Here is a 19,980-nt window from a genome sequence, read left to right on the forward strand (position 1 = left end):
CGGGTACAGGCTTTCAGCCCCGGCGTCCGAGGCGGTGGTCGTACCGTCCCGATCCCCCACCCACCCGCTGGGGGCGTTGTGGTGGAGCGAGGGCGATGTCTCGGCGCGGGTACAGGCTTTCAGCCCCGGCGTCCGAGGCGGTGGTCGTACCGTCCCGATCCCCCACCCACCCGCTGGGGGCGTTGTGGTGGAGCGAGGGCGACGTCTCGGCGCAGGCCCAGGCCTTTCAGCCCGTCCGGCGTTTGAGGACGAGGCCCTTTCGGGGCCGATACGGGGGTCTGGGGGCGGCAGCCCCCAGAAGGGGTGCCCGGGGTCGAAGGGGCAGAGCCCCTGGAGGACGGGACGGGTAGGGGCGGCGGGGGCGAGACCCATTCGCGGCCTGCGACGCGCCGACGCCGAACCGCCCCCGCAGAACCCCCTACTCAGGACGCCGCAGGCCCCTCCGCCCCCGAAATACCCTGCGCCGCCATCCGCGACGACAACGCGCTGTTGAACCGAGTGAGAAGCGCGCAGAACGCCTCCCGCTCCTCCGGCGCCCAGTCATGCGTCAGCTCGGCCATCAACTGACGCCGCGACGACCGCACTTCCTCCAGCCGGGACTGCCCGCGCGGGGACAGCTGAAGCACCACCGCCCGCCCGTCCTCCGGATGCGAGGTCCGCTTCACGAGCCCCGTGTCGACGAGCGGCGCCACCTGCCGGGTGACCGTCGACGAGTCGATCCCCATGCTCGCGGCGAGCGCCTTGACGCCCATCGGGCCTTCCTTGTCGAGGCGGTTGAGCAGCAGATATGCGGCGCGGTCCATGGAGTTGCGCACCTGCCCGACCCCACCGAGCCGGGTCTGTTCGGCACGGCGGGCGAACACCGCCACCTCGTGCTGCAGCGTGTCGAGGAGACCGCTGTCAGCGACGGTCGTCATGTCCATCGACATTTCAGGTGTTGTGGGCATGGCCGGGGGCTCACTTCATGAAGGGGGTGCTGGGTTGGGGGACAGGGTACGCGGCCCGGACGCGGGGTGTACCAGCGCTGGCGAAACCCATCTCGGTGCTTGGTCACACCAGGGCCTCGCGCCTGTGAACTGCGAGACTTGTGTCATGAGCTACAGCACGGCTGACTCCTTGCCGCCCGTCACGCTCGACGACGTGCGCGGCGCCCAGAAGATGCTGACGGGCGTGGCGCGGGTGACGGCGATGGAGGGCAGCAGGCACCTGTCCCAGTTGGTGGGCGCGCCGGTGCACCTCAAGTGCGAGAACCTCCAGCGGACGGGATCGTTCAAGCTGCGCGGCGCCTACGTGCGGATCGCCGGGCTGCTCCCGGAGGAGCGGGCGGCGGGGGTCGTCGCCGCGAGCGCCGGCAACCACGCGCAGGGCGTCGCCCTGGCATCGTCGCTGCTCGGCGTGCACGCCACGGTGTTCATGCCGAAGGGCGCCCCGCTGCCGAAGATCAGCGCAACTAAGGACTACGGCGCCGATGTGCGCCTGCACGGCCAGGTGGTCGACGAGACGCTGGCCGCCGCGCAGGAGTACGCGGCCGAGACGGGTGCGGTGTTCATCCACCCCTTCGACCACCCCGACGTCATCGCCGGTCAGGGCACGGTCGGCCTGGAGATCCTCGAACAGTGCCCGGAGGTGCGGACGATCGTCGTCGGCATCGGCGGGGGAGGGCTCGCGGCGGGGATCGCGACGGCGGTGAAGGTGCTGCGGCCGGACGTGCGGATCGTGGGCGTGCAGGCGGCGGGCGCGGCGGCGTACCCGCCCTCGCTGGCGGCCGGGCACCCGGTCGCGGTCGACAACCCGGCGACGATGGCCGACGGCATCAGGGTCGGCCGGCCCGGTGACGTGCCGTTCCGCATCGTCGGCGACCTGGTGGACGAGGTCCGCACGGTCACCGAGGACGAACTGGCCACCGCTCTGCTGCTGTGCCTGGAGCGGGCGAAGCTGGTCGTCGAACCGGCCGGGGCGAGCCCCGTCGCGGCGCTGCTGAGCGACCCCGGCGCCTTCGAGGGCCCGGTCGTCGCGGTGCTGTCCGGCGGCAACGTCGACCCGGTGCTGCTCCAGCGCGTCCTGCGGCACGGCATGGCCGCGCAGGGCCGCTACCTGGCCGTACGGCTGCGGCTGACGGACCGGCCGGGCGCGCTCGCCACGCTTTTGGGTGTGTTGTCAGTGGTGGACGCTAACGTCCTCGATGTGAGTCACGTACGGACCGACCCACGGCTCGGACTCACGGAGGCGGAGGTCGAGCTGCACCTGGAGACGAAGGGCCCCGTGCACTGCGTCGAGGTCGGCCAGGCCCTGCGCGAGGCGGGTTACACCGTCATCGACTGAGGCGCGAATCGGCGAAAGCGCAGGTCGGAGACCCTTGGTCACTCGTTCGAGTAAATCGAGCAAATCCCGTTGAGAGACGCGATACATCGCGTTATGGTGTGTCTCGTATCCCCGCCACAGCGCTGAGTCACGGCGCAGACGAAAAGTGCAAACCTAGGCTTTCCGAACGCTTCCCGACGACGTGGAGATTCATATGCCAGGCGCCATCTATGCCGAAGGCCTGGTGAAGACCTTCGGCGACGTAAGGGCTCTGGACGGCGTCGACCTCGACGTCCCCGAGGGCACGGTCCTCGGACTGCTCGGGCCGAACGGCGCGGGCAAGACGACGACCGTCCGCTGTCTGACGACGCTGCTGCGCCCCGACAGCGGCTCGGCGGTCGTCGCGGGCATCGACGTCCTCAAGCATCCCGACGCCGTGCGCCGCTCCATCGGCCTGTCCGGCCAGTTCGCGGCGGTCGACGAGTACCTCACCGGCCGAGAGAACCTGCAGATGGTCGGCCAGCTCTACCAGATGAAGGCCAAGGCGGCGAAGGCCCGCGCGGTCGAACTGCTGGAACAGTTCGGCCTCGCCGACGCCGCCGACCGCCCCACCAAGACCTACTCCGGCGGCATGCGCCGCCGCCTCGACCTGGCGGCCGCCCTGGTCGTCTCGCCGCCCGTGATGTTCATGGACGAGCCGACGACCGGCCTCGACCCACGCAACCGCCAGATGCTGTGGGAGGTCATCAAGCGGCTGGTCTCGGGTGGTACGACCCTGCTGCTGACCACCCAGTACCTCGAAGAGGCCGACCACCTGGCCCACGACATAGCGGTGGTCGACCAGGGCCGCGTCATCGCCAAGGGCACCTCCGACCAGCTCAAGGCCCGCACCGGCGGTGAGCGCGTCGAGCTCGTGGTGCACGAGCGCGAGGACATCCAGCCCGCGTCCGAGGTGCTGCGCGGCTTCGGCAAGGGTGAGACGACGGTCGAGGAGCACATGCGCAAGCTCACCGTGCCCGTGACAGGCGGCGCCAAGCTCCTCGCCGAGGTCATCCGCGAGCTCGACACCCGCGGTATCGAGATCGACGACATCGGTCTGCGCCGCCCGACCCTCGACGACGTGTTCCTGTCCCTGACGGGACACGTGGCCGAGGCGAAGTCCGAGGAGAACGGCAAGGAGGCCGTCAAGTGAGTGCTCTCGACGCCGTACGCGTCGCTCCGTCGACGAACCCGGTCAGCCAGTCCGTCCGGGACTCCGTGGTCGTCGCGAAACGGAACCTGATCCGGATGTCCCGGATCCCCGAGATGATCATCTATGGGCTGATCCAGCCCATCATGTTCGTGGTGCTGTTCACGTACGTCTTCGGCGGATCGATGCAGATCGGCGCCAGCACCAGCGCCGAGGACTACAAGAACTTCCTGATGGCCGGCATCTTCGCGCAGACCGTCACGTTCGCCACCGCCAGCTCCGGCGCGGGCATCGCCGACGACATGCACAAGGGCCTTATCGACCGCTTCCGCTCCCTGCCCATGGCCAGGGGCGCGGTGCTCACCGGGCGCACCTTCGCCGACCTCGTCCAGACCGCCCTGACGCTGGTCGTCCTGGCGGTGGTGGCCCTGCTGGTCGGCTGGCGCGTCGGATCGGACGGGGACACCAACGCCGCTCGGGTGCTGGGAGCCTTCGGGCTGCTGCTCCTGCTGGGGTACGCGTTCACCTGGATCGGCGCCCTGATCGGCATGTCCGTGCGGACGCCCGAGGCGGCCACGTCCAGCGGACTGATCTGGCTCTTCCCGGTCACCTTCATCTCGAACGCGTTCGTGGACACCAGCCACATGACCCCGTGGCTGCGTCACGTCGCCGACTGGAACCCGTTCAGCGCCACGGTCCAGGCCTGCCGCGAGCTCTTCGGCAACCCGGGGGTCTCACCCTCGGACGCCTGGCCCATGCAGCATCCGGTCTGGGCCTCGCTGATCTACTCGCTCCTGATCATCGTCATATTCCGCACCCTGGCGGTACGGAAGTACCGCTCGGCGACGGCATGACGAAAGCCCCCGGCGCCGCGTGGGCGCCGGGGGCCGGTCAAGGACATGTCGGTCGGGGTCAGCCGCCGCTACGCTCCGGGTCAGCCGCTGTAGGGCTCGGCCTTCAGGATCTTCACCGAGGCCTTCTTGCCGTTCGGCAGTTCGTACTCGGCGTCCTCGCCGACCTTGTGGCCGATGACGCCGGAGCCCAGCGGTGACTGCGGCGAGTAGGTCTCGACGTCGGCGCTCGCGTACTCGCGCGAGGCGAGCAGGAAGGTCATGGTGTCGTCCTCGTCGCCGTCGAAGGCGATCGTCACGACCATGCCGGGCGCCACCGCACCGTCGGCCGAGGCCGGCGCCTCGCCGACCTGGGCGTTCTCCAGGAGTTGGGTCAGCTGGCGCACACGGAGCTCCTGCTTGCCCTGTTCCTCCTTGGCCGCGTGGTACCCGCCGTTCTCGCGCAGGTCGCCCTCCTCGCGCGCGGCCGCGATCTTGGCGGCGATCTCCGTGCGCGCAGGACCAGACAGGTACTCCAGCTCGGCCTTGAGCTGGTTGTACGCCTCCTGGGTCAGCCAGGTGACGTTCTCGCTGGTCTGGGTCACAGGTGCTCCTCGTAGGTACTGGGAATACAAAGCATCGCCCTACCCAGAAGGATGTTCCTTCACGGATGGGCGAAACCACGAGCCTAACAATTCAATGGCCGAAGGGGGAGGACATAAGCCATCAGAATCACGTCAACGCAGGTCAGCGCCTACGTAATCCGGACAGGGGCGGTCGGTGTCGACCAGCCTCGGTCGGCTTCGATCAGCGGGGTCAGTCCGCGTGGCAGCCGAGCAGTTCGGCCGTCGTCCCCTGGGACGTCGTACGGAGCGTGACGACCTTGTCGATGCGTGAGGCGTCGCCGTCGAAGCGGAAGTCGGCCCGGCCCACCTCGGCGCCGTTCTCCGCCTGGGAGCGCAGCGTGCAGTAGCCGGAGGCGTCGGAGTCCTTGCGGACCTCCAGATGGACCTTCACCGCGTCCTTCGTCGCGTCGAACTCGATCACCTCGGCGCTGATCTTGTTCTGGCCGACGTAGTGGTAGCCGAAGTAGCCGACCAGCGCCAGCAGTGCCACGCCGAGGACGGCGCCGACGACCTTGAGCGTGCGGTCGGAGCGCGCGTCCGAGGAGCGGCCGTAGCGGCCCTCGGGCAGCCGCGTGCTCGCCGTACTCATGATCGTCCTCCCGGGCGGGGCGGGACGGATGTCCCGAAACGAGGCCTCCGGGCCGTACCCCGGAATTATCCGCCCCCCGATTCGGTCACTATAGAAGCCGCCGAACGCACCGGTTCACACCGGGCGCCGACTTACGAGGATTGAGTCTTGACTGACCAGTTGCGACTGATGGCCGTCCACGCCCACCCCGACGACGAGTCGAGCAAGGGCGCGGCCACCATGGCGAAGTACGTGTCCGAGGGGGTGGACGTGCTGGTCGTGACCTGCACGGGCGGGGAGCGCGGCTCCATCCTCAATCCGAAGCTCCAGGGCGACAAGTACATCGAGGAGCACATCCACGAGGTACGCAAGAAGGAGATGGACGAGGCGCGCGAGATCCTCGGCGTGCAGCAGGAGTGGCTCGGCTTCGTCGACTCCGGTCTGCCCGAGGGTGACCCGCTGCCGCCGTTGCCGGAGGGCTGCTTCGCTCTGGAGGACGTCGACAAGGCGGCCGGAGAGCTGGTGAAGCAGATCCGCTCGTTCCGCCCCCAGGTGATCACCACCTACGACGAGAACGGCGGTTACCCGCACCCCGACCACATCATGACCCACAAGATCTCGATGGTGGCCTTCGAGGGCGCGGCGGACACCGAGAAGTACCCGGAGTCGGAGTTCGGCCCCGCGTACCAGCCGCTGAAGCTCTACTACAACCAGGGCTTCAACCGCCCCCGCACCGAGGCCCTGCACAACGCGCTCCTGGAGCGCGGCATGGAGTCGCCGTACGGGGACTGGCTCAAGCGCTGGGACGAGTTCGAGCGCGTCGAGCGTACGATCACCACCCATGTCCCGTGCGCCGACTTCTATGAGATTCGCGACAAGGCACTGATCGCGCACGCCACCCAGATCGACCCCGACGGCGGCTGGTTCCGTGTCCCGCTGGAGCTCCAGAAGGAGGTCTGGCCCACGGAGGAGTACGAGCTGGCGAAGTCCCTCGTCGATACGTCCCTCCCCGAGGACGACCTCTTCGCGGGCGTCCGCGACAATGCCTGACATGAGCGCAAGCGCAAGCCTGGCAATGACACAGCTCGTCACCCTCGCCAAGGAGGTGGACGAGGACAAGGTCACCCCTGGCGTCCTCGGCTTCATCGTCTTCGCGGTGATGGCCCTGGCGGTGTGGGGCCTGATGAGGTCCATGAACCGCCATATGAACAGGGTCGACTTCAAGGAGGCCCCGGACCCCAAGGCACCGGTCTCCGGCGAGAGCGCGGAGGCGACCGGCCAGGCCAAGCCGCAGCAGGGCTGAGCACGACCGAGCGTCCGGCCGGTTCGGCACCGGTCGGACGCGGGACGTCCGGCCGGTGGGCGGCTGGGCGCCCGGCTCACTGCCGGGCCGTCACCGCCACCCCCATGACCTCCCGCGCATGCCGGTTCGGCACCATCCCCAAGCGCCAGGCCTGCCACCCGGCCTCCAGGTTCACGCCCCGTTCCAGCAACAGCAGATACGCCTCGACGTAGTCGCTGAGCTTGCCGTCCCGCAGCGTATGCCCGTCGCGTCCCAGCTGTGCCAGCTCCTCCTGCGCCACGGCGGTACCGATCTCGACACCGCCAGGCGCCGCGTACGGCAGCAGCGTGCAGCGCAGGAAGCGGGCCCAGTCCTCGCCCCTGCGGTCGCCGTACGACGCGAACAGGCCCACCGCGTCGTCGCACAGCGTCAGCGCCTGCTGGGTCCGGGTGTTCCCCGCGTCCACCACCGCCAGTTCCAGGCACGTCCACGCCTCGCCGTGGGCGACGCCGATGCGCTGGAAGTCGGCGCGGGCGTCCATCAGCAGCTGGCGGGCGAACCCGGAGTTCTTCAACGAGCCCGTCTGCGCCGCCCGTTGGTCGCGGGTGACCCGGGCCGAGTGGTGCCGGGCGCAGGCGAGGCCGTACACGTCGCGCATACGGGAGAACATCGTGCGGGAACGTTCCAGCTCGCGGACCGCCAGGTCCAGGTTGCCCGTCTCCTCCAGGGCCTGGCCCAGGTAGTAGACGGACCAGGCCTCGCCGCGCGCGTCCTCGTTGTCGCGGTGGCGGGAGGCCGCCTGGCGCAGTCCGTCCACCGCCGCGGACGGGTCGCCGGCGACCAGGCGGGCGCGGGCGAGCTGGGTCATCGCCCAGGCCTCGCCCCGGGCGTCGCGGGTACGGCCGTACAGGTCCAAGGCGGTGCGCAGATCCGCTTCCGCGCGCGGTACGTCGCCCCTGCGCAGGCTCAGTTGCCCCAGCTGGAAGTGGGCCCACGCCTCGCCGTGGAGGGACTCGCCGGCGCGGTGCAGGGCCAGGGAGTCGGCCAGCAGGGTGAGCGACTCGGAGATCCGGCCGCGGTCCCGCTCCACCGCCGCCAGCGCGTGCATCGTCCAGGCGCGGTCCGTCGCCAGTGCGGGGGCCGACTGCAGGTCCAGGGCCTCGCGGAGTTTCGCCGCCGCCTCGGTGAGGTTGCCCTGGTGGTGCAGCGTGATGCCGAGGGAGCACAGGGCGCGGGCCGCGCCCGCGTCGTGGTGGGCCTCCATGTAGAGGTCGACCACGGACGACAGGGTCGTGCGGGCCTTGTCCAGCTCGCCGAGGTGACGGGCTGCGATGCCGGTGCGCCACTGCACCGAGCGGATCAGCAGGCCCTGGTCCACCGCCTGCGCCAGCTCGTTGATCTCGCCGAGGCGGTAGAGGTCGCCCCGCAGGAGGCAGTAGTCGCACAGGGCGCCCAGCAGGTTCAGGACCGCCGCCTGGTTCACGTCCTCCGCGTGCCGAAGGGCCGCAGTGATGAAGCTCGACTCGTCGTCCAGCCAGCGCAGCGCGTCGTCCAGCGAGGTGAAGCCGTGCGGGCTGAAGCGGTCCGAGCGGGTCGACATGTTGCCGTCGACCAGGCGAAGGACCGAGTCCGCCAGCTCCGCGTAGTTCACCACCAGCCGCTCCTGCGCCGCCGTACGCTCCGCCGGCTCCTCCTCGTCGAGGAGGCGGGCGTGGGCGAAGGCGCGGACCAGGTCGTGCAGGCGGTAGCGGCTGCCGCGGACGTGGTCGATCAGGCCCGACCGGGACAGGGCCACCAGATGGCGGGTCGCCTCGGCCTCGTCCGTGGCCAGGAGCGATGCCGCCGCAGCGGCGCCCAGTGAGGCCCGGCCCGCCAGAGCCAGCCTGCGCAGCAGCCGCCGCGCCGCCTCCGACTGGTCGGTGTAGCGCAGCCACAGCACCCGCTCGATCGGCTCCACGGGGCCGTACGCACCCAGGTCCGTCGCCAGTGTGCGCGGCGAGCGCGGCCCCAGCGCCGAGCCCGCGATGCGCAGCGCCAGCGGCAGCCCACCGCACAACTGCCGGATGCTGTCGGCGGATTCGGCGTCGTAGGGGCCCGAGGAGTCCTGCGCCGCCGCCGTCAGCAGCTCCTCGGCGCCCGCCGCGTCCAGCGACTGCACCGGCAGCTCGTGCACCCAGGCGGCGAGGTCCGCGGGCAGGTCGAGGGGCTCGCGGGCGGTGACCAGGACCAGGCTGTCGGAGCGCTCGGGGACGAGGGTGCGGACCTGCTCCGGGTCCGAGGCGTCGTCCAGTACGACCGTGACCGGCAGGCCGGTGAGGTGCTGGTGGTAGAGCTCGCTCAGCCGCTTGACCTGCTGGTCGGCCGAGGAGCGCTCCCGGAACAGGAGCTGCTCGCGCGGCGCGCCCAAACGGTTCAGCAGATGCAGCAGCGCGTCTCTCGTCGACAGCGGCGGCTCCTCGGCGGTGTCGCCGCGCAGGTCCACCACGCACGCGCCGCGGAACTGGTCCTTCAGATCGTGGGCCGCGCGGACCGCCAGGGTCGTACGACCGCTCCCGGGCTTCCCGTGCAGCACGACGACCGTCGGCTTCGTCTCCGTACTCGCGCGTGCCGCCTGCACCCACTGCCGGATCCGGGCCATCTCCTGCCTGCGGCCCGCGAACGGACCCACCGGTTCCGGGAGTTGCCCGAACGACTGCTCCAGCACACTGCGCCCACGGGCCGCCGCGCTCTTGTCCGCGCCCTTCAGCCGCGGCCCCGTCTTCTTCGGGCCGGTGGACGCGCTCAGCACCCGCTGCTGGTCGAGGAACGGGCGGATGCCCCGTACCTCCAGTGCCGTCAGCCACTGCAGCCGCAGCTGTTCCGGGCCGCCGGGCTGGCTGGCGGCGCCCGCGCGGTGGTGCGCGGCGGGCAGATGGGCGCCGGCCACCTTCACGACCGTGGCCGCCGCGCCGACGACGCCGACGGTGACGCCCGCGCCGACGGCGGTGGTCGGGCCGGTGCCGAGGGCCAGGTCGGAGACGACGGCCGCGACCGCGGCGACGCCCGCCACCATCAGCGGCGTCGCACCGCCCTCCCGCGCGAACCGCTGACCGAACGTCAGCCGGTCGGCCTCCGCCTCGTCGAGGGCCCGGGTGTACGCCTCGTACTCCTCGGCCGCCGTCTGCGCCATGGAGTCCAGCGCCCCGCGCGCCCGCGACAGCAGCACCTGCCCGTCGACTCGCCCGCCCGAGCGCCGTACCTCCTCCTCCACGGCCCGAGTCAACAGCCGCTCGGCATCGGTCCGATGGCTGTCTCGCATGTGACGTCCCCCTCCGGCGGCAACGGCGTTCTTGGTCAAGTGTGCGGCGGACGGGGCGTTGTGGGGAGAGGGCCGGGTGATCGCGAGGGCCGGGTGGGGGTGTGATGGGTGGCGGTGGGGCGCTGGGGCGGGGGTCGGCGACGGCGTTCCCGGGCGAGCGCGCCGCTGGTCGGACACCCGGGCAGGGGCTGTCATCGGCCGGAGCGGCCGTGCCGGCGGCGGAGGCGTCCGAGTATGCGTCTCGCGGCACATTCATGCACCTGCACGGAACGTCAGCGCACCGGCCCATGTGCTGTCCGGCGCATCCCGGGTACTGCGGCAGGATGGACCCTATGCCGAACCGACTGGCGCACGAGACGTCCCCGTACCTCCTTCAGCACGCCGACAACCCCGTCGACTGGTGGCCCTGGTCCGGCGAGGCCTTCGAGGAGGCGCGGAAACGGAACGTGCCCGTGCTGCTCAGCGTCGGCTATTCAAGCTGCCACTGGTGTCACGTCATGGCCCACGAGTCCTTCGAGGACCAGGAAACCGCCGACTACCTCAACGCCCACTTCGTCAGCGTCAAGGTCGACCGCGAGGAACGCCCCGACGTGGACGCCGTCTACATGGAGGCCGTCCAGGCGGCCACCGGCCAGGGCGGCTGGCCCATGACCGTCTTCCTCACCCCGGACGCCGAGCCCTTCTACTTCGGCACCTACTTCCCGCCCGCCCCCCGCTCCGGCATGCCGTCCTTCCGGCAGGTGCTGGAGGGTGTGCGCAGCGCGTGGGCCGACCGGCGGGACGAGGTCGCCGAGGTCGCGGGGAAGATCGTGCGGGACCTCGCCGGGCGGGAGATCTCCTACGGCGGCCCCGAGGCACCCGGCGAGCCGGAGCTGGCCCAGGCGCTGCTCGGGCTCACCCGGGAGTACGACCCGCAGCGCGGCGGGTTCGGAGGGGCGCCCAAGTTCCCGCCGTCCATGGTGATCGAGTTCCTGCTGCGCCACCATGCGCGGACCGGCGCCGAGGGCGCCCTTGAGATGGCGCAGGACACCTGCGAGCGGATGGCCCGCGGCGGCATCTACGACCAGCTGGGCGGCGGCTTCGCGCGCTACTCCGTCGACCGCGACTGGATCGTGCCGCACTTCGAGAAGATGCTGTACGACAACGCCCTGCTGTGTCGCGCCTACGCCCACCTCTGGCGCGCCACCGGCTCCGAGCTCGCCCGCCGGGTCGCGCTGGAGACCGCCGACTTCATGGTGCGCGAACTGCGCACCAACGAGGGCGGGTTCGCCTCCGCGCTCGACGCCGACAGCGACGACGGGACCGGCAAGCACGTCGAGGGCGCGTACTACGCCTGGACCCCGCAGCAGCTGCGCGAGGTGCTCGGTGACGACGACGCCGAGGTCGCCGCCCGCTACTTCGGCGTGACGGAAGAGGGCACCTTCGAGCACGGCTCCTCCGTCCTGCAACTTCCGCAGCAGGACGGGCTGTTCGACGCCGAGAAGGTCACGTCGATCCGCGAACGGCTCCTCCGGCAGCGTGACACGCGGCCCGCCCCCGGGCGCGACGACAAGATCGTCGCCGCCTGGAACGGCCTCGCCATCGCCGCCCTCGGCGAGACCGGCGCCTACTTCGACCGCCCCGACCTCGTGGACGCCGCCCTCGGCGCCGCCGACCTCCTCGTGCGACTGCACCTCGACGACCACGCCCGCCTCTCCCGCACCAGCAAGGACGGCCAGGTCGGCGCCAACGCGGGTGTGCTGGAGGACTACGCCGATGTCGCCGAGGGCTTCCTCGCGCTGGCCTCCGTCACCGGCGAGGGCGTCTGGCTGGACTTCGCCGGGTTCCTGCTCGACCACGTCCTCGCTCGCTTCACGGACGAGGAGTCCGGCGCCCTCTACGACACCGCGGCCGACGCCGAGCAGCTGATCCGCCGCCCGCAGGACCCCACCGACAACGCCGCCCCCTCCGGCTGGACCGCGGCGGCCGGCGCCCTGCTGAGCTACGCCGCGCAGACCGGTGCCGAGCCCCACCGCACCGCCGCCGAGCGGGCGTTGGGCGTCGTCAAGGCCCTCGGCCCGCGCGTCCCCCGCTTCATCGGCTGGGGTCTGGCCGTCGCCGAGGCCAACCTCGACGGGCCGCGCGAGGTCGCGGTGGTCGGCACGTCCCTGGCCGACGAGGACACCAAGGCGCTGCACCGTACGGCACTCCTGGGCACCGCCCCGGGTGCGGTCGTGGCCGTGGGCACTCCGGACAGTGACGAGTTTCCGCTCCTCGCCGACCGGCCGCTGCAGCAGGGTGAACCCGCCGCGTACGTCTGCCGCAACTTCACGTGCGACGCCCCGACCACGGATCCGGACCGCTTGCGCACCACTCTGAGCAGCTGATGAGCAGTCGATGAGCAGCTGAAACGGCAGTCATAACGGGACACTTACGCAACCTGTGTTCGAATTGTTCATTCTCGGGTCCCGTTGTGATGAAACGCGCTCTTCATCGAAACAGCCTGCGGACTTCACAGATCCCCCCTAATGTCTCCACAGTGACGCGACGGTTGTAACTCACCGTTGCGACAGGGGGCATTGGGGATCTGGGGGGATCTGTTGCTGACGTCTGTCTTCATAGCCGTCGTCTCGCTGGCCTTGTTCTGGATGGCGGCTTTCACCTTGTGGTGGCAGATGCACGCGTGGCGTACGCCCGAAGTGCTCGCCTCCACCCGGTTCAGCAGACCGGACGGCGGCGAGCACGTGTCGTTCTCGCTGCTGTTGCCGGCCCGGCACGAACAAGCCGTGCTGGACCACACCATCCAGCGACTGCTGGAGTCCACACACACCGACTTCGAGATCATCGTCATCGTCGGGCACGACGACCCGGAGACCACGGAGGTGGCCGAGAAGGCCGCGGCACGCGACCCGCGCGTCCGCGTCGTCGTCGACACCCACGACAAGAAGAACAAGCCGAAGGCCATGAACACGGCGCTGCCGCACTGCCGCGGCGATGTCGTCGGGGTCTTCGACGCCGAGGACCAGGTCCATCCGGAGCTGCTTGCCCATGTCGACCACGCGTTCCGCACGACGGGCGCGGACGTGGTCCAGGGCGGGGTCCAGCTCATCAACTTCCACTCCAGCTGGTACAGCCTGCGCAACTGCCTGGAGTACTTCTTCTGGTTCCGGTCGCGACTCCATCTGCACGCGCAGAAGGGGTTCATCCCGCTCGGCGGGAACACCGTCTTCGTCCGCACGGACGTGCTCAGGGAGGCCGACGGCTGGGATCCCAACTGCCTCGCCGAGGACTGCGACCTGGGTGTCCGCCTCTCCAGCGTCGGCAAGAAGGTCGTCGTCGCCTACGACTCCGACATGGTGACCAAGGAGGAGACACCCGGCAGCCTGATGTCGCTGCTCAAGCAGCGCACCCGCTGGAACCAGGGCTTCCTTCAGGTCTACCGGAAGAAGGACTGGAAGCAACTGCCCACCTTCGGGCAGCGGTTGCTCGCCCGGTACACGCTCATGACGCCGTTCATGCAGGCCTTCACCGGGCTCATCATCCCGCTCAACATCGCCATCGCGGTGTTCCTCGACGTGTCCGTGACCGTCGCCTTCATCACCTTCCTGCCGGCCGTCACCGCGCTCGTCACCTTCGTCTTCGAGGTCGTCGGACTGCACGACTTCGGCAAGCAGTACGGGCTTCGGGTGCGCTTCGTGCACTACGTGAAGCTCGTCGTGGGCGGCCCCTTCTACCAGGTGCTCCTCGCCGGGGCCGCCGTCCGCGCCGTATGGCGTGAGCAGCGCGGCCAGAACGACTGGGAGTTGACCAGCCACGTCGGCGCGCATCTCACCGCCACCGACGTGACCCGCGACCTCCGAGAGGACGTCCCTGCGTGACCTCCACCCTTCCCGTGGTGACCCCTCCGAAGGTCCCCGCGCAGAGACAGCCTGTCCCTGAAACGCGTTCGACCGGCCGAACGGACCCGCCGAGCCGTCTCCGCTCCTCCCGCCCCGACCTGCTCCTGTGCGGTGCGCTCCTGGTCGCGATCCTCGTCGTACAGGGCTGGAACATCGCCGACTACCCGACCCTCAGCGACGACGAGGGCACCTACCTCGCCCAGGCCTGGGCCGTCCAGGAGGGTCGGGGCCTCGCCCACTACACCTACTGGTACGACCACCCGCCGCTCGGCTGGATCCAGATAGCCCTGCTGACCTGGATACCGGCCGCGCTCAGCCCCGAGTCGATGACCGTCGGCTCCATGCGCGCCGCGATGCTCGTCATCAGCGCGGTCAGCGCGGTCCTGGTCTACGTCCTCGGCCGGCGGCTGTCCCTGCCGCGCTGGGCGGCCGGGCTCGGCATGGCCCTGTTCGGGCTGTCCCCGCTGTCGGTCGTCCTCCAGCGGGAGATCTTCCTCGACAACCTCGCGGTGATGTGGACGCTGCTCGCCTTCGCCCTCGCCGCCTCGCCGAGCCGTCACCTCTGGCACCACTTCGGCGCCGGGATGGCGGCCGCCACGGCCGTGCTGACCAAGGAGACGATGCTCTTCGTCCTCCCCGCGGTCCTCGTCACCATGTGGCGGCACGGCCACCGCGACACCCGCAAGTTCGCCCTGACCGGCGCCATCACGGCGTGCGCGCTGATCGGCCTGTCGTACCCCCTGTTCGCCCTGCTGAAGGGCGAGTTGCTGCCGGGCGGCGGGCACGTCTCGCTGTGGGACGGCATCAAGTACCAGATGACCAGGCCCGGTTCGGGCTTCATCCTCGACCAGGGCTCCGGCTCGCACGGCGTGCTCCAGTCGTGGCTCTACTACGACCGCGTCCTCATCGTCGGCGGCCTCGCGGGCGCCCTGCTGCTCCTGGTCACCTGGCGCTGGTCGGTCACCGCCCGCGCCTTCGCCGGACCCTCGGTCGCGGTGGCGATCCTCGCCCTGGTGGCCATGCGCCCCAGCGGCTACCTGCCCGCCATGTACGTCATCCAGGCCCTGCCGTTCCTCGCCCTGGTCCTCGCCGGCGGAACGGCCTCCGTCGCCCACGCCGTGCTGCGGCGGTGGCGGTCCGACGCCGAGCACCGCTACGCCACCGGCGGACGGTACGCCCTCGCGGCCGTCCTCGCGATCTCCGCCGGCGCCTATGTCGTACCCCGCTGGTACGACGGCGACCGCACCGCCGTCACCGCCGACGCCAACGCGCCCTACCAGGCCGCCTCGAAGTGGCTGTCCACCGAGGTGGAGGACCCGAAGGACACCCGCGTCCTCGTCGACGACGCGCTGTGGCTGGACCTGGTGCACGCCGGGTACAAGCCGGGGCTCGGCGTCATCTGGTTCTACAAGGCCGACCTCGACCCGGCCGTGACGAAGACGATGCCGCGCGGCTGGAAGGACCTCGACTACGTCGTCGCCTCCCCGACGGTGCGGCGCGACGCGGTCGACCTGCCCAACGTCAAGGCGGCCATCGAGCACTCCACGCCCGTCGCGGTCTTCGGCAGCGGCGAGGACCGCGTCGAGATCCGCCAGATCCAGACAGCCTCCGGAGGGGTTCGATGAGCCAGGAGTACACCGCCCCCGAAGAGCTGGGCGATCCGTCGACGCAGGCCGTGGAGGTGCCCGAGCCGGGCGCCGTCACCATCGTCGTACCGACCTTCAACGAGTCGGCGAACGTACGGCAGTTGCTGCACATGATCACCGAGTCGGTGCCGGCCCGGCTGCCCTGCGAGGTCGTCTTCGTGGACGACTCCACCGACGACACCCCGCAGGTCATCAAGGAGGCCGCGCAGGACTGCCCGTTCCCCGTCACCGTCATCCACCGCGACGATCCCGTCGGCGGGCTCGGCGGCGCGGTCGTCGAGGGGATGAAGGCGGCCGGCTCGGACTGGATCGTCGTCATGGACGGCGACTGCCAGCATCCGCCGTCCCTGGTGCCGGACCTGGTCGCCACCGGCGAGCGGGCGAACGCCGGGCTCGTCGTCGCCTCCCGGTACGTCAAGGGCGGCAGCCGGGCCGGGCTCGCGGGCAGCTACCGGGTGGCCGTGTCGCGGGCCGCGACCTGGCTGACCAAGTCCCTCTTCCCGCGCCGGCTGCACGGCATCAGCGACCCGATGAGCGGCTTCTTCGCCATCCGCCGCAGCGACATCGCGGCCGAGGCGCTCAAGCCGCTCGGCTACAAGATCCTGCTGGAGCTGGCCGTACGGAGCCGTCCGCGCACGGTCACCGAGGTGCCGTTCGTGTTCCAGGAGCGGTTCGCGGGGGAGTCCAAGTCGACGGCGGCGGAGGGGCGCCGCTTCCTGCGGCACCTCGCCGGGCTGCGTACGGCGGACCCGCTGGCCCGCATGGTGGTGTTCGGGCTGATCGGGCTGACGGGCTTCGTGCCGAATCTGGCCGCGCTGTGGGCGCTGACGCAGGCGGGGCTGCACTACCTCCCGGCGGAGATAGTCGCCAACCAGTTCGGCGTGGCCTGGAACTTCCTGCTCATCGAGAAGCTGCTGTTCCGCGACCGGCGGCAGCACCGCCACTGGGCCGACCGCACCGTACGGTTCGCGCTGCTCGCCAACGCCGACCTGGTGCTGCGCATCCCGCTGATCGCGCTGCTCGTCGGGCAGTTCGGGCTGGCCGTGCTGCCCGCAACCGCACTGGCCCTGGTCGTCACCTTCGTCCTGCGCTTCGTCGGTACCGAAGCGCTGGTCTATCTGCCGCGCCGGGACCGGAAGGGCCGGAAGGAAGCCGGGCGCGGGAGCCGCACCGCAAGGAGTACTGCATGAGACCCAGCCGCTTGCGTTCCGGACGGAGAACGGCCCTGTTGGCCGTCATCGGCCTCACCGGAGGCCTTCTCCTCACCTCGCCCCAGTCCGCCTCCGCCGCCAACCTCATCAAGAACCCCGGCTTCGAGACCGCCGGCACCGACGACATGCCCTACTGCTGGAAGAAGTCCGGCTGGGGCGACAACGACTTCACCTTCGAGACGGTGGCCGACGCCCACAGCGGCTCCAAGGCGATGAAGGTGTCGCTGACCCGCCGCGTCGACGGCGACCGCAAGGCGCTGATCACCGAGTCCGCCGACTGCGCGCCCGTCGTCACGCCGGGCAAGCAGTACGACCTGGGGCTCTGGTACAAGTCGACCACCCCCGACACCTCGGTCACCCTCTTCCGGCACGACCCCACGGCGGGCTGGCAGTACTGGACCGACCTCAAGACGCTGGAGATGGCGGGCAGTTGGACCGAGGCCACGGTCCGCACCCCCGAGGTGCCCGCCGGTACGGACCGGATCGCCTGGGGCGTCTCCGTCTACGGCACCGGCTCCGTCACCACCGACGACTACACGATGGACCAGGTCGCCGACCCGGTCCCGGACCCGGTGTGCACGGGGACGGCCGAGGAGTGCGCGAACGGCCGCTGGGACGTCCTGCCGACCAAGAACCCCGTGCGCTCCATGCACTCCGTCGTCCTCCACAACGGCAAGGTGCTGCTGATCGCGGGCTCCGGCAACGACCCGGAGAAGTTCGCGGCGGGCACGTTCACCAGCGCGGTCTACGACCCGCAGAACGGCACGTACAAGCAGATCCCGACGCCCAAGGACATGTTCTGCTCGGGCCACGTCCAGCTCGACGACGGCCGGGTGCTCGTGATGAGCGGCAACAAGGGCTATCCGTCGGCCGACGGCACCATCGGCTACCAGGGCTACAAGGACTCGTACATCTTCGACCCGGTCACCGAGACCTACAGCAAGACGAACGACATGAACGACGGCCACTGGTACCCGTCGGCCACGATCCTCGGCAACGGTGACGTGATCTCCTTCGGCGGGCTGAAGGAGGACTCCACCGGCTCGGTCGCCGCCGAGCTGTGGTCGGACGCCGAGCAGAAGTGGCTCGAACTCTGGAAGGTCAACCAGACCTGGTCCTACTGGGGCCTGTATCCGTCGATGATCCTCATGCAGGACGGCCGCCTCTTCTACTCCGGCAGCCATGTCTTCGGCAACAACATCCCGGGCACCGGATCGGCGATCTACGACTACGACGCCAACACGATCACCCAGGTCCCGGGCCTGCAGAACAAGGACGAGCGCGACCAGTCCGCGAGCGTGCTGCTGCCCCCGGCCCAGGACCAGAAGGTCCTCACCATCGGCGGCGGCAACATCGACTCCAACCCGGACGCGAACCGCCTCACCGACGTCATCGACCTCAAGCAGCCCAACCCGTCCTACGTCGCCGGGCCCCCGATCCCGCAGGGCCAGGTCGACCTCGGCGCCGGCAAGGTCCCGCAGACCGGCGGCCAGGGCAAGATGTACCCCTCCGTCGTGCTGCTGCCCGACGGCAAGGTCCTGGAGACGGGCGGCGCACTGCACAACCGGGCCAACCCGGTGTACGAGACGTCGCTGTACGACCCGGCGACCAACACCTTCGACCCGGTGGCACCGGACCAGGAGGAGCGCGGCTACCACTCCTCCGCGTTCCTGCTGCCCGACGGCCGTGTGATGACCACCGGCGACAACCCGGGCAACGGCACCTGGAACCACGACGTGTCGGTCTACACCCCGCCCTACCTCCTCAAGGGCGAGCGCCCGACGATCACTTCGCTCATCGACACCGAGTGGACGTACGGCGACACCCAGCGGATCACCGTCGACCGGCCCATCGCCAAGGCCGAGCTGATCCGCCCGGCAGCCGTCACGCACTCCTCGGACCCGAACCAGCGCTTCGTGGATCTGCCGCTGTCGGTGGACGGCAACAACGTCGACCTGAACGTGACGAGCAACCCCAACCTGGCCCCGCCCGGCTGGTACATGCTCTTCGCGGTCGACGCGAACGGCGTCCCGTCGGTCGCCAAGTGGGTGCACCTCCAGGGCCCGCAGGCCCTCGGTGCCACCGACTCCTCGGCCCACGTCCACGACTTCGCCGACAGCCTCAAGGGCAAGGTCACGGGCCCCGGCAAGAAGCGCACCTCGCAGAAGGTCAGCCCGACCGTCTCCGGCTGCGACCGCCACTACGGCTCCGCCAACGTCTGCGTCCCGACCGACTTCCCGCCGACCGTGAAGGCGACGACGAAGTCCCGCTGCGACTGGCTGAAGAAGAACGACTACGGCCGCCTGAAGGTCAACGGCAAGGACGACCCGCTGAGGCTGGACCGGAACAAGGACGGAATCGCCTGCGGGAAGGGTGATGTGAGCAAGCGCTAGTTCTCAGCTCGCGTAGTCCGCGAGGGCGCGCTCCACGATGGCGACCAGCTGCTCGTGGTGCGCGCCCTTCCAGTACGCACGCCCGCACCGGGTGCACTGCGCGAAGACGTCGTACGACCGCCGCGTCCCGCCCTCCAGCTGGTTCGCCACCTCCTCCTTGGTGGCCTCCTTGAGCAGGCCGTTGCAGGCGGTGCAGCGGGTCCAGGGACGCAGTTCGGGGCGGAACCGTTCGAGGATGTCGCGGAGTTGGTCCTCGGGGCGGGTGCTGTAGACGTAGGCGCCGGCCCACAGTTCGCGGCGGCGCAGCAGGCCCCGGTCGCGGCTGAGCATGATCAGTTGCTCGGCGGCCGAGCGGGCGGCGAGCGCCGGGTCGCCGATGTCCGTCGACTCGTACGCGGTGTCCACGCCGAGCAGGCGCATACGGCGGGCGAGGGTGCCGAGGTGGACGTCGAGCAGGAAGCGCAGGGGAGCGCCGGGCACCCGCTGGGGGCGCTCGACGGGCCGTACGGCCACGGACTCGCCCGCCGCCGGGATGTGCGACACCGGCACCGTCCGGCCGCCCACGACCAGGGTGCCGACCTCGGTCAGCGGGACGCCGAGGGACTCGACGACATGGCCGAGGGTCGAGACACCGTCGGCGGCGACCCGGGCGGCACCGTCCTGGCGCCGCCCGTTGGGGAGGAACAGGCGCAGCTCGGGGGCGAACTCGACCTGGATCTCGGGACCGTTCACCCGGCCAGGATGTCACGCCCCCGGGC

The 19,980-nt window shown here is 70.4% G+C and carries 15 protein-coding genes; 10 read left to right on the forward strand and 5 right to left on the reverse strand.

The window, feature by feature from the left end:
• Window positions 1-422 precede the first annotated feature (422 nt).
• Window positions 423-929 carry a MarR family winged helix-turn-helix transcriptional regulator gene (locus ACIA8X_RS12595; protein WP_393448974.1) on the reverse strand — a complete coding sequence of 169 codons (507 nt, stop codon included), beginning with the start codon at window positions 927-929 and terminating at the stop codon, window positions 423-425.
• 163 nt (window positions 930-1,092) lie between these two features.
• Between ACIA8X_RS12595 and ilvA the strand changes: the two genes are divergently transcribed.
• From ilvA to ACIA8X_RS12610, 3 genes are all read left to right on the forward strand, one after another.
• Window positions 1,093-2,322 carry a threonine ammonia-lyase gene (gene ilvA, locus ACIA8X_RS12600; protein ID WP_393448303.1) on the forward strand — a complete coding sequence of 410 codons (1,230 nt, stop codon included), beginning with the start codon at window positions 1,093-1,095 and terminating at the stop codon, window positions 2,320-2,322.
• Between the two features lie 193 nt (window positions 2,323-2,515).
• The gene (locus ACIA8X_RS12605) at window positions 2,516-3,493 is read left to right on the forward strand and encodes an ATP-binding cassette domain-containing protein (protein WP_393448301.1); all 978 of its coding nucleotides are present in this window, start codon (window positions 2,516-2,518) and stop codon (window positions 3,491-3,493) included.
• Window positions 3,490-4,344 (forward strand): ABC transporter permease, encoded by an 855-nt coding sequence (locus ACIA8X_RS12610; RefSeq protein ID WP_393448299.1) that lies wholly within the window; start codon window positions 3,490-3,492, stop codon window positions 4,342-4,344. The genes ACIA8X_RS12605 and ACIA8X_RS12610 overlap by 4 nt, the downstream gene beginning before the upstream one ends.
• Before the next feature lie 80 nt (window positions 4,345-4,424).
• On the opposite strand, the gene greA is transcribed toward ACIA8X_RS12610, so the two are convergent.
• Window positions 4,425-4,925 carry a transcription elongation factor GreA gene (gene greA, locus ACIA8X_RS12615; protein WP_093905007.1) on the reverse strand — a complete coding sequence of 167 codons (501 nt, stop codon included), beginning with the start codon at window positions 4,923-4,925 and terminating at the stop codon, window positions 4,425-4,427.
• A gap of 211 nt (window positions 4,926-5,136) precedes the next feature.
• Window positions 5,137-5,535 carry a DUF4307 domain-containing protein gene (locus ACIA8X_RS12620; protein WP_393448297.1) on the reverse strand — a complete coding sequence of 133 codons (399 nt, stop codon included), beginning with the start codon at window positions 5,533-5,535 and terminating at the stop codon, window positions 5,137-5,139.
• A gap of 168 nt (window positions 5,536-5,703) precedes the next feature.
• Here ACIA8X_RS12620 and mca point away from each other — a divergent pair, with 168 nt between their 5' ends.
• Window positions 5,704-6,564 carry a mycothiol conjugate amidase Mca gene (gene mca, locus ACIA8X_RS12625; protein WP_393448971.1) on the forward strand — a complete coding sequence of 287 codons (861 nt, stop codon included), beginning with the start codon at window positions 5,704-5,706 and terminating at the stop codon, window positions 6,562-6,564.
• Window positions 6,557-6,817 (forward strand): hypothetical protein, encoded by a 261-nt coding sequence (locus ACIA8X_RS12630; RefSeq protein ID WP_393448295.1) that lies wholly within the window; start codon window positions 6,557-6,559, stop codon window positions 6,815-6,817. The genes mca and ACIA8X_RS12630 overlap by 8 nt, the downstream gene beginning before the upstream one ends.
• A 76-nt stretch (window positions 6,818-6,893) precedes the next feature.
• Here the strand turns inward: ACIA8X_RS12630 and ACIA8X_RS12635 are convergent, their stop codons facing one another.
• A complete protein-coding gene (locus ACIA8X_RS12635; RefSeq protein WP_393448293.1) occupies window positions 6,894-10,094 on the reverse strand; it encodes a tetratricopeptide repeat protein in 3,201 nt (1,066 codons plus the stop codon).
• A gap of 332 nt (window positions 10,095-10,426) precedes the next feature.
• On the opposite strand from ACIA8X_RS12635, the gene ACIA8X_RS12640 reads away from it, so the two are divergent.
• From ACIA8X_RS12640 to ACIA8X_RS12660, 5 genes are all read left to right on the forward strand, one after another.
• Window positions 10,427-12,460 carry a thioredoxin domain-containing protein gene (locus ACIA8X_RS12640; RefSeq protein WP_393448290.1) on the forward strand — a complete coding sequence of 678 codons (2,034 nt, stop codon included), beginning with the start codon at window positions 10,427-10,429 and terminating at the stop codon, window positions 12,458-12,460.
• 213 nt (window positions 12,461-12,673) lie between these two features.
• Entirely contained in the window at window positions 12,674-13,951 is a 1,278-nt protein-coding gene (locus ACIA8X_RS12645) for a glycosyltransferase (protein WP_393448288.1), read from the forward strand.
• Complete coding sequence (locus tag ACIA8X_RS12650) at window positions 13,948-15,597, forward strand: ArnT family glycosyltransferase (protein ID WP_399458277.1); 1,650 nt, start codon at window positions 13,948-13,950, stop codon at window positions 15,595-15,597. Before ACIA8X_RS12645 ends, ACIA8X_RS12650 begins: the two co-directional genes overlap by 4 nt.
• Entirely contained in the window at window positions 15,594-16,808 is a 1,215-nt protein-coding gene (locus ACIA8X_RS12655) for a glycosyltransferase (protein ID WP_393448284.1), read from the forward strand. Before ACIA8X_RS12650 ends, ACIA8X_RS12655 begins: the two co-directional genes overlap by 4 nt.
• Entirely contained in the window at window positions 16,805-19,222 is a 2,418-nt protein-coding gene (locus ACIA8X_RS12660; protein WP_399458278.1) for a galactose oxidase-like domain-containing protein, read from the forward strand. The genes ACIA8X_RS12655 and ACIA8X_RS12660 overlap by 4 nt, the downstream gene beginning before the upstream one ends.
• Window positions 19,223-19,225: 3 nt before the next feature.
• On the opposite strand, the gene ACIA8X_RS12665 is transcribed toward ACIA8X_RS12660, so the two are convergent.
• Window positions 19,226-19,954: a Mut7-C RNAse domain-containing protein gene (locus tag ACIA8X_RS12665; RefSeq protein ID WP_393448280.1), complete on the reverse strand. Its 729-nt coding sequence runs from the start codon at window positions 19,952-19,954 to the stop codon at window positions 19,226-19,228.
• Window positions 19,955-19,980 lie beyond the last annotated feature (26 nt).

Origin of the sequence: Streptomyces sp. NPDC051738 (assembly GCF_044453205.1) — a bacterium.
Lineage (GTDB): Bacteria > Actinomycetota > Actinomycetes > Streptomycetales > Streptomycetaceae > Streptomyces.